The organism is Thermodesulfobacteriota bacterium (assembly GCA_040756475.1).
Classification (GTDB): domain Bacteria; phylum Desulfobacterota; class Deferrisomatia; order Deferrisomatales; family JACRMM01; genus JBFLZB01.
The window spans coordinates 17,373-27,585 of sequence record JBFLZB010000047.1; the positions used below are offsets into that span (position 1 = coordinate 17,373).

General features: G+C 68.8%; 9 protein-coding genes. All 9 read right to left on the reverse strand.

Features of this window, described 5'->3' with window-relative positions:
* Positions 1–1,116: HAMP domain-containing protein (locus tag AB1578_09000; GenBank protein ID MEW6488040.1), on the reverse strand; the 1,116-nt coding region annotated here is incomplete at its 3' end.
* Positions 1,104–2,594 carry an NUDIX domain-containing protein gene (locus AB1578_09005; GenBank protein ID MEW6488041.1) on the reverse strand — a complete coding sequence of 497 codons (1,491 nt, stop codon included), beginning with the start codon at positions 2,592–2,594 and terminating at the stop codon, positions 1,104–1,106. The genes AB1578_09005 and AB1578_09000, both read right to left, overlap by 13 nt.
* An 82-nt stretch (positions 2,595–2,676) precedes the next feature.
* A complete protein-coding gene (locus AB1578_09010; protein MEW6488042.1) occupies positions 2,677–3,228 on the reverse strand; it encodes a VOC family protein in 552 nt (183 codons plus the stop codon).
* Between the two features lie 157 nt (positions 3,229–3,385).
* Positions 3,386–5,197: a single-stranded-DNA-specific exonuclease RecJ gene (gene recJ / locus AB1578_09015; GenBank protein MEW6488043.1), complete on the reverse strand. Its 1,812-nt coding sequence runs from the start codon at positions 5,195–5,197 to the stop codon at positions 3,386–3,388.
* A gap of 8 nt (positions 5,198–5,205) precedes the next feature.
* Positions 5,206–6,132, reverse strand: a complete 927-nt coding sequence (gene secF, locus AB1578_09020; protein MEW6488044.1) for a protein translocase subunit SecF — start codon at positions 6,130–6,132, stop codon at positions 5,206–5,208.
* Positions 6,133–6,145: 13 nt separating this feature from the next.
* Positions 6,146–7,747, reverse strand: coding sequence for a protein translocase subunit SecD (gene secD / locus AB1578_09025; protein ID MEW6488045.1), 1,602 nt, complete (start codon positions 7,745–7,747; stop codon positions 6,146–6,148).
* 102 nt (positions 7,748–7,849) lie between these two features.
* Positions 7,850–8,176 carry a preprotein translocase subunit YajC gene (yajC, locus tag AB1578_09030; GenBank protein ID MEW6488046.1) on the reverse strand — a complete coding sequence of 109 codons (327 nt, stop codon included), beginning with the start codon at positions 8,174–8,176 and terminating at the stop codon, positions 7,850–7,852.
* Positions 8,177–8,203: 27 nt separating this feature from the next.
* The gene (gene tgt, locus AB1578_09035; protein MEW6488047.1) at positions 8,204–9,328 is read right to left on the reverse strand and encodes a tRNA guanosine(34) transglycosylase Tgt; all 1,125 of its coding nucleotides are present in this window, start codon (positions 9,326–9,328) and stop codon (positions 8,204–8,206) included.
* A 72-nt stretch (positions 9,329–9,400) separates the two neighbouring features.
* Positions 9,401–10,117 (reverse strand): MT-A70 family methyltransferase, encoded by a 717-nt coding sequence (locus tag AB1578_09040; GenBank protein ID MEW6488048.1) that lies wholly within the window; start codon positions 10,115–10,117, stop codon positions 9,401–9,403.
* Between the last annotated feature and the right edge of the window lie 96 nt (positions 10,118–10,213).

Here is a 10,213-nt window from a genome sequence, read left to right on the forward strand (position 1 = left end):
CTCCAGCTCCCGATTCTTCTCGACCAGGCGCTCGGCCATGCTCCCGAAGGCCCCCGCCAGGGTATCGATCTCCTCGATGCCGCTGGGAGCGGCCCTCTCGGAGGCGCCGCCTCCCGAGATGCGCTCCGCCGCCCGGGTCAGCGCCTCGATCGGCCCTGCGAAGCCCCCGGAGAGGCGAAGCGCCACGAGCCAGCCCGCAAGCGACGCCAGGAGCGCCGCGCCCGCCATGAGGTTGCGCAGCCGCACCACCGGCGCCAGGGCCTCGCTCTCGTCCATCTTCACGAGAACCGTCCACCCAGTCTCGGGAATCTCGGCGCTGGCCGCCAGAACCCGCCTCCCCCGGTAGTCGGAGCCCGCGAGCAGGCGCGGCCGCCCCCCGCCGTCGCCCGCCTGCACGCACACTGCGTCGGTCTCCGCCCCTACCACGCGGCGCAGCCCCGCCTCGGGATCGTGGCGCGTGGGCAGGAGCAGCAGCGCGTTGCCCTGGGCATCCCGCTGGAGGAGCAGGATCTCCCCCGTCTCGCCGAGCCCCGCGGTGTCGCCGACCAGCTCCAGGTAGTCGCCGGCCGACTTGGCGATGAGCAGGACCGCGAGGGTCTCCCCCTCCAGGACCAGGGGTCCCGCCAAAAACTCCCGAAGGCCCGAAGATTCCAGCTGGAAGCGCCCCGTGACCTCCCCCGCCTGCCCCAGGCGCGCCAGTTCGCGGCTCAGCTCCTCCCCCGTCAGCTCGGCACCGGCGGAAGAGCCGAGCAACGACGCTCCGTCCAGGGTCAGCACCTGGGCCCCCTCCAGCACGGGGAGAGAGCCGGCGGCATCGGCGAGGATCTGTCGGATCCGCACGGCCTCGTCCGGCGCGCCCCCGTGCAGGTACGTGCGCACGCTCCTCCGCAGCTGGGTGCGGCTGGAGACCAGGCGCACGCGCTCCTGGTTCTGCTGGATCAGGTGCGATACGCGCGCCTGTTGGACCGCGCTCACCGACTGGAGGTGGTGGTGGGTCTGGCGGGTGAGGGCCGTTTTCGAGACAAAGTAGGCCAGAGCGCTGACCCCCAGCACGGGGATCAAGATGCCCAGGAGGAGGTACCGGCGGCACGCCTGGGCGATCTTCACGGCGTACACCCCGCGAGCCCCCGGGGCCCCGCGCCTGCACTCGGAAGGACACCGTCCGTGGCCGCCACCGCCCCTCCCGCTGCCGTGAACCTCGTTTCGAGCCTCCCCTTGCTGCTCTCGGGCAAGCCTTCCCGGTAATGCCGAACTGCCCTCTCCTGGGAGGGAAAGGCCAGGGCGGGCATGCGGTCCAGGGGGAAGAAGCGCACCTCGGCGGCGTCGTCCCCCGCCGACGCAGTGCCTTCGACGTCACGAATCTCGAACGTGATCATGACCATGTTGCCGTAGAAGTAGTTGCGGGCCGTCGCCACGTCGAGCAGCCGATCTACGGTCCCGGTGAGGCCCGTCTCTTCCGAGAGCTCCCGCAGTACCGCCTCCTCGATCTGTTCGTCGGCTTCGGCGAACCCGCAAGGCAGGCACCACATCCCCTTCATCGGGTGCCTGCCCCGGCGCACCAGCAGCAGCTCCCCCTTCCCGTTCTCCACCAGGGCGGCCGCCACAGGCAGGGGGTTCTCGTAGGCGACAAACCCGCAGGCGGCGCAGATCGCCCGGCGTTTCCCCTCGATCTTCTTCGTCTCCAGGGGACTTCCGCATGCCATGCAGTAGCGCGGGCTGGTGGGTCGCACGCGAGCGCCGCGGTCCACGACCGGGTGGCGGCACAGGAAGACCGCATCGTCCTTGTTGAACTCCACGGCTCCGCGATCGATGGCTTCGGCCGTGAGCGCGGCCATGAGCTGGAGGATCGCTGCCCCGACGCTGTCCGGGCTTGCTTCGCAGACCTCCTTGAGAAGGAGGTTCTTCTTCATCCGTAGGTAGACCTCCAGGTGTTCCATCTGGCCTGGCTCGAACCGGAGGCGGTTGGAGTAGACTCGCCTTTCCACCTCGCGAAACGAGGGGCGTAGCAGCTCCTCCCCGTTCTCCGCCGAGAAGGTGCGCAGCAGCTTCTGGATGCTCAGGAGCTCCGGCACCCCGAGGCCCAGCGACTCCAGGGTGAAGGGGATGTGCCGAATCAGCTCCCTCCAGCTCTCCTGGCTGTGGGTCACCGCCACGAACGTTCCGTGGTCGGTAAGAACTCGGGCGATGTCGCGCACGGCCTCCGGGAAGAAGTAGAGGGAGAAGCAGGAGAACACGAGATCGAAGGAGCGCGAGGGGTAGGTGGAGAGCTCGGCCACGTCGGAGGCGTGAAATTCGCCCACTGCCTCTACCGAGGAGCACGCCTGGAGAAACGGTCCCTGATAGCACTCCTGGATGTCGAGCCCGACGATGTGGGTGCCGGGGTGGATCTTCCCCCGAAAACCGAGGGAAGAAAAGCCAAAGCCGCACCCGAGATCGAGGATGTTGCGTACTCGAGTGAAATCGAGGGTTTCGAGAGCGAAGTCCCGGATGTCTCGCCGGTTGCTGGAGTGGCCGTAGACGATGCAGTTGACGGCCTGGTGCAGGTCGAGATCCCGAAAGGTCTGCTCGATGTCGGCTTCGTCGTAGACGGGCATGACCCGGGCACCTCCGGCTCCCCCCGGAGCCCGGCGCTCGCGAGGCGCAATGGGACAACCTGTAGCACGAAAATCCAGGGTTTCAAGCCCGTCGGGGTCTGGCCGGGCAGCCCGCGCCTGCCAAGCCTTCGCGCTCCGGTCGGGGGAGGGGTGCGCCCTTCCCGGCGGCGCGGGGGAACGGTTGGGAAGGGGGGGCCTCCTTCTGCTGCAACGCGTCCTCCCGGTCGTCGATCAACTCGGTCAGGACACCGTTGAGTTTCCGGGGGTCGAGGAAAGCGAACTCGCAGTTGCGGAAGGGCCTGGCCACCATGCCCCTGTCATCCGGGAGGAACGGGTATCCCTGTGTCTGGAGCTCGGCTACGGCCGCGCGGGTGTTCTCCACGTTCAGGCCAAGCAGCATCAGGCCTTCGCCGTGCTTCTCGATCCAGCGTGCCACGGGCCCGTCCGGAGTCGTGGAGGCCATGAGCTCCACCCCCACCTCGCCGATCCAGTAGCGAGCTACGCGAATCTGCTCCGGCTCGTGCACGTAGGCGTCGTCGGGCCCCGACTTGCCCAGGACAGGCTCCCACGCCTTGCGGGCGGTCTCCAGATCCCGCACGGCGATGCACAGGTGGTCGAGGCGTTTCACGTGCATCGGCAGCTCCCTTGAAAGGGCTCCAGCAGGCCGGCTCAGAGCCACGAGGCAATGTGTGTGTCGAGGACCGGTACCTGGGTCCAGCCCCCCTCGATCCTGAAGGGAGAGAGGGGGTGTGGGGTCATGGTCGGTGCTTCTCGTCTCCGGTCGGTCCCTTCTACCCCAGCAACTCCTCCGCCGGCTCCTCCAGTCGGGACCCGGCCGCCCGGAGGCCCCGCAGCGAGAGCTCCACCTGGCTCTGGCCGCGCCAGGTGCGGGCCTCGGGCACGTAGGCGACATCCACCGTGCGCCCACTCAGTTCCCCGGCGCGGGCCGCCAACGTGGGAGCCGCAGGGCCGGCGGGCTCGGCGCCCCTGCGCTCCAGCCACTTCTTTCCGGAAAACCGCCGCCCCTCCTGCTCCAGACGCAAGAGGACCCCCTTGCCCCCCAGATCCCTCGCGTCGAGCACGGTCACGCCCCGGGAGACGAGCACGGGCGCCGGGTTTCCCACGCCGAAGGGCTCCAGGCGCTCCAGCTCCCGGACGGATGCCAGCGTGAGCTCCCCAAACCTAGCTTCGCCGTCCCCCGCAAGCGCGGGGATGAGGTCTTCGTCGTCCAGGGCGCGGCGGGCCGCCTGCTCGAACGCCTCCCGAAACGCCCCAATCCGTTCCGGGGCTACCCCGAGCCCTGCGGCCGCGCGGTGCCCCCCGAAGCGCTCCAGCACACCCGCGCACTGGGCGAGGGCACCATAGAGGTCGAACCCCCGGATGGACCGGGCGGAACCCTTGGCGGTACCGGAGGCTCCGTCCAGGGCGATGACCACGCTGGGCCGGTGGTAGGTCTCGGCGAGCCGCGATGCGACGATGCCGATCACGCCCTCGTGCCACCCCTCGCCCGCCACCACAAGCGAGAAGGCGCCCCGGCGAAGCCACCCTCCCCGCTCCACAACCGCCCGGGCGGCGTCAAGGACCCGGGCTTCCTCCCTGCGGCGGTCCTCGTTGAGCTCGTGGAGCGTGCGGGCGGTCTCCTCCAGCGCCGCCTCGGGCCCGGTTCCCAGCAGGAGCGCCAGCGCGCGGTCGGCGCTGGCCATCCGGCCGGAGGCGTTGAGGCGGGGCCCGAGCTGGAAGCTGATGCGCCCCGCCGAGATCGCGTCGTCCCCCTGGAGACCCATGGCCCGCAGGAGCGCGCGCAGCCCGGGGCGCCGCCCCGGGCCGTTGAGCCGGGCGAGCCCCCCCGCCACGAGCACCCGGTTGACCCCCGTGAGGGGCGCCATGTCGGCCACCGTGCCCAGGGCCACCAGGTCCAGGAGGTGGCGCACGTCGGGCTCGGGGCGGCCGGAAAACCACCCGGCGTCCCGCAGGCGCCGGCGCACGGCCGCGGCGAGGTTCCAGGCCACGCCGACCCCCGCGAGCATGGGTTCGGGGTAGGCGCACCCGGGGAGCTTGGGATTGACCACGGCCAGGGCTTGGGGAAGCTCGTTCCCCGGGGTGTGGTGGTCGGTCACGATCAAGTCGACCCCGAGTTCCCGAGCCAGGCGGGCCTCGGCCACGGCGTTGATCCCGCAGTCGGCGGTGACCACCACGCGCCCCCCCTGGGCCGCCATCTCCCGCAGGGCGTCGGCGTGCAGGCCGTACCCCTCCCGGTCCCTGCGCGGCAGCCAGGTCTGCACCGGGATGCCGCAGGCCTGGAAGAACTCGCCCAAGAGGGCAGCAGAAGTGACGCCGTCCACGTCGTAGTCCGTGTAGACCCACACGGACTCTCCCCCGCGAGCCGCCTGGGTCAGGCGCGCCGCCGCGCGATCCATGCCCGGCAGGAGGGAAGGATCGGGCAGGGCCCCCAGGGAAGGAGAGAGGAACGCCTGGACCTCTTCGGAGCCGGCGAAGCCCCGGGCGGCCAGCACCGCCGCCGTCAGCCCCGAAACGCCCGAAGCCCGGGAGATGCGCTCCCGGGCTTCGGCGTCGGACTCTCGAAGGAGCCAGCGGCGCAGCATCCCAGGGTTCAGGAGGCTGACCGGACGACCTTGCCGGGCCGGTGGGCGCGCTGCTCGAGCCACAGCACCAGGGGGTTCGCCACGTAGATGGAGGAGTAGGTGCCCACCAGGATCCCCACCAGGAGGGCAAAGGCGAAATCGTGGATCACGCCGCCCCCGAAGACGAAGAGGGCCGCCACCACCAGGAGCGTCGTGCCCGAGGTGAGAATCGTGCGGCTGAGCGTCTGGTTGACGCTCGCGTTGATGATCTCCCTCAAGCTGCCCTTGCCCCCGGCCTTCTTGATGTTCTCCCGGATCCGGTCGAAGACCACGATGGTGTCGTTGAGCGAGTAGCCCACGATGGTGAGGAGCGCCGCGAGCGTGGTCAGGTCGAACTGCTTGTTGAAGAGGGAAAAGGCCCCGACGGTGAGGATGACGTCGTGGAAGGTGGCGGCGATGGCGGCCAGGCCGAAGCGCAGCTCGAAGCGCCACCAGATGTAGAGCAGGATCGCCCCCATGGAGAAGAGCACCGCCAGGAGTCCTTTTTCCCGCAGGTCCTGGCCCACCTTGGGCCCCACCATCTCCACCCGCCGGACCTCGATCCCCTCGCCCCCCAGGGATGAAGCCAGGGCATCGCGCACCCGGCGGGAGAGCCCCTCGAGCTCTTCGGAGCTCTGCTCGAGCTGGATGATGTACTCGTCCTCCTCGCCGAAGGACTGCACCTGGAGGGCCCCTTCCACCACGCTTCCCAGCACACCGCGGATCTGCTCGGTGCTGACCGGCTTTTCGAACCGGAGCTGGATGAGGGTGCCCCCCGCGAAGTCGATGCCGTAGCGGGGTCCCCCTCGGGCGACCAGGCTCAACACCGACACCGCGATCAGGACGAGGCTGACGCCGATGAACAGCCGCGACTTCCCCAGGAAGTCGAAGTGGGTATCCGGGCGGATGAGCTCCATGTCGTGTCCTCAGCTAACCAATGCTCAGGCGGCGCAAGCCCGGCCGGCGCAGCATCCAGTCGAAGACGACCCGGGTGCCGACGATGGCCGTGAACATGCTGGCCAGAATTCCGATGGAGAGGGTCACCGCGAAGCCCTTCACGGGACCGGTGCCGTACTGCCACAGGACGGCCGCCGCGATGAACGTGGTGACGTTGGCGTCGAGGATGGTGGAGAGCGCCTTGGCGTAGCCGCCCTCCACCGCGCTCGACGGGGTCTTTCCCAGGCGCAGTTCCTCGCGGATGCGCTCGAAGATGAGCACGTTGGCGTCCACCGCCATGCCGATGGTCAACACGATGCCGGCGATGCCGGGCAGGGTCAGGGTGGCGCGAAACGCTGCCAAGGCCCCCATGATGAGGATCAGGTTGAGCACCAGGGCCAGGTCGGCAATGAGGCCCGACGCCCCGTAGTAGAGCACGATGAAGAGCACCACCAGTGCCCCCCCCACGATCATGGCCATGAGCCCCGCCCGGATCGAGTCCTGACCCAGGGAGGGCCCCACGGTGCGCCGCTCCAGGATGGACACGGGGGCCGGAAGGCTCCCGGACCGGAGCGCAATCGTGAGGTCCCGGGCCTCGTCCATGGTGAACCGGCCGGTGATCTGGGCCCGGCCGCCGCCGATGCGCTCCCGGATGACCGGGGCGGACTGGACCACCCCGTCGAGCACGATGGCCATGCGCCGGTTGACGTTCTCGCCGGTGATGCGCTCGAAGACCCGCGCCCCGCGGCCGTCGAACTGGAGGGTCACGTAGGGCTCGTTGTACTGGGGGTCGATCTGGACGCGGGCGTCGGTAATCACGTCGCCCGTCATGAGCACGCGCTTCTGGACGAGGTGCGGCACCCGGCGGATGACCTGGCGGGTCAGGGGATCCACCTCGTGCTCGTTGAGAATCTCGGAGCCCGAGGGGAGGCCGTCGCGCAGCGCTTGATCCACCCCGACGGTCTCGTCCAGGAGCCGAAACTCCAGCTGGGCGGTCTTGCCGATGAGCTGGATGGCGCGCTCGGGATCCCGGATGCCCGGGAGCTGGATCAAGATGCGCCGGTCCCCCTGGGGCACGATGGCGGGCTCGGAGACGCCGAACTGGTCCACCCGGTTTCGAATGGTCTCGATGCCCTGGGCCACCGCGTACTCCTCGATGCGGGCCGCCTCGTCCCGGGAAAATTCCACCGTGAGGGTCACCCCGGCTTCCGCGTCGTCCCTTCCCCGGACCTGGAGCCCCGGGTAGTCCTTGCGCAGCAGCGCCAGCACCGCGTCGGCGGCCTCGCCGTCGCGGGCCGCGATGCGAAGCTCTCGGCCCGTCGCCTCCACGGTGCGGGCGCGGATGCGCTCCTCGCGAAGGGTCTCGCGCAGCTCGCCCGCAACGCGCTCCAGGGAGTTTTCCACGGCCCGCTCGGTCTCCACCTCGAGCACCAGGTGCATACCGCCCTGGAGATCCAGGCCGAGGTGGAGCCGTTCCTGGGGGAGGAAACCCGGCAGGCGCGCGTCGGGCCCCATGAGGGTGGGGGCGAGAAACAGGACCCCCAACACGGCAAAGGCGGCCACGAGCGTCGCACGCCACTTGAGACTCACGTTCATCGCAACCTACTCCTCACGGCGGACGTGCCGGCGAGACCGCCCGAGCCCGTCATACGAAACCCGCCGGATTCTCCCGGCGGGCCCGAAGAAAATCAACCCGGCTTACTCGGAGCCGCGCTTGAGCACGTTGCCCACGGCCGGCTTCTGCACGCGGATCTTCACGTTGGGCGCGATCTCGAGGGTGACGACGTCGTCGGTCACCCCGGTCACCTTGCCGTGGATGCCCCCCGAGGTCACCACTTCGTCGCCCCGCCTCAGGCCCTCGATCATGGCCTTGTGCTCCTTGGCCCGCTTCTGCTGGGGGCGGATGAGCAGAAAGTAGAAGATCGCAAACATCGCGACCAGGGGCAGGAGCCCCATGATGCTCTGGCCGGCGTCTCCGCCTCCGGGAGCCATGGCATGGGCGACGTCGGGAAGGAAGGGAAGCATCGGGTCACCTCCTGAGGTGGTCTGGGTTCACGCCTCGGCCCCTCGGACCTGAGACTCCCGGAACGCGGCAAGAAACCGGGCGTAACTGCCGGACTCTACGGCGGACCGGACGCGGCGCATCAGCTCTTGGTAGAAGTAGAGGTTGTGCAGGGTATTCAGGCGGGAGGCCAGGATCTCTCGCGACTGGTAGAGATGCCTCAGGTAGGCGCGGGAGTAGTGCCGGCAGGTGTAGCACCCACAGGCTTCGTCCAGGGGCCCGGGGTCCCGCTCGAAACGAGCGTGCTTTATAGCAACTCTCCCCTGTGAAGTAAAGAGCATTCCATTGCGGGCATTTCGGGTCGGGAGCACGCAGTCGAAGAGGTCCATGCCGCGCCCCACGGCCTCGGCGATGTCGAGGGGGGTGCCCACCCCCATGAGGTAACGGGGCTTGTCGGCGGGCAGGTGGGGCGCGGCGGACGCCACCGTGGAGAGCATCACCTCCTGGCCCTCCCCCACCGAGAGCCCGCCCAGGGCGTAGCCGTCGAAGGGGTGCTCCCGCAGTTCGTCGGCCGCCCGGCGCCGCAGGTCGACCTCCATCCCCCCCTGGACGATCGCAAACAGGGCAAGCTCGGGCCGCGTGCGGGCGGCGAGCGATCGCAGGGCCCAGCGGTTGGAGAGGGCCAGGGACTCTTCGAGGTACCCGCGCGGGCTCGGGTGGGGCGGGCACTCGTCGAGCACCATCATCACGTCCGAGCCCAGGGCCTCCTGGACGGCGATCACCTTCTCCGGCGTCAGCAGGTGCTTCGAGCCGTCCCGGTGGCTGCGAAACACGACCCCTTCCTCCGAGATCTTGCGAAGGGGCGCGAGGCTGAAAACTTGGAACCCGCCCGAGTCGGTGAGTATGGGACCCGGCCAGTTCATGAACCGGTGGAGCCCCCCGAGCTCCCGGATCAGCTCGTGGCCGGGCTTGAGGTAGAGGTGATAGGTGTTGGCGAGGACGATCTCCGCCCCGACGTCGCGCAACTCCTCCGGCGTCACCGCCTTGACGGTTGCGAGCGTCCCCACCGGCATGAACGCCGGCGTCTCCACCTCGCCGTGGAGCAGGCGCAGCCGCCCCCGGCGCGCGCCGGAGGGATCCTGTGCGAGGAGTTGAAACGATGGGGGCGGGAGCAAGCAATGCCTTCCGTCAGGAGCAGCCGCGCCAAGGAGCGCACCCCGCCAATCTGCCGCTGGAGCCGCGCAGGATCAGGAGCCGGTCGTCCGGGCTCGGACTCTCACACGAAGCCTGCCGTACCCGGGGGGGCTTTCCAAGAGTCGCAACTGCTGATCGATGTGGCCTCGGCGCTTGGCAACCCCATGAAACGAGTTCTCCTCCACATCCTCGTTGCCCCATTGATCCCAGCCCGGGCGGGGGAACCGCGCAAACAACTCCAGGTAGGGCCCCGGCGAGCACGCTTCGACAAGCTCGTAAAGCTCGTCCGGCTTCCGAGAGTGCTCCCGTTTGCGCGTAAGAAAGAGATTCACCTGCGTCCGGCCCGGTTGGAGCGTGCGCATGCTCCCCCGTACGCCAAAGAGAACGAGTTCTGTAACATTGCGAAAGTAGAATCCCACACCCCGCCCGTCCGGGCCTCCGTCTTTTCGAACCTTGTACCACACGAGGTTCGACTTGTAGGTGAAGCCCCAGGCCGCCATGACGGCGAGACCCTCCTGCAAGAGCGCATTCGGAACCCACAGATACAAATGGGACCTTGCGGCCGCAAGCCTCGGAACGGGCAGTTCCATGATCTCCTTGACTTCCATGGTCGGATACCGGAGCAGGCGCTTGTGCTCCGGCGCCATCTTTCCAGTCCGGTTCTGAAATTGCCAGGGTGGATCGGCCAAGATGGTCGTGTACGGTCCACGCGCCTTTTCCAGGAGATCTTCAGATGCATTGAGCTGCGTAAGACCATACACCTTGCTCATGGCTTTGCCTCCCTCTGGGCACTACAGCACAACGGCCGACTTCGGAATGCCAACGAGCAGCAGGGGGCATGGGTTTCCCACGCCGCGGCGCACACG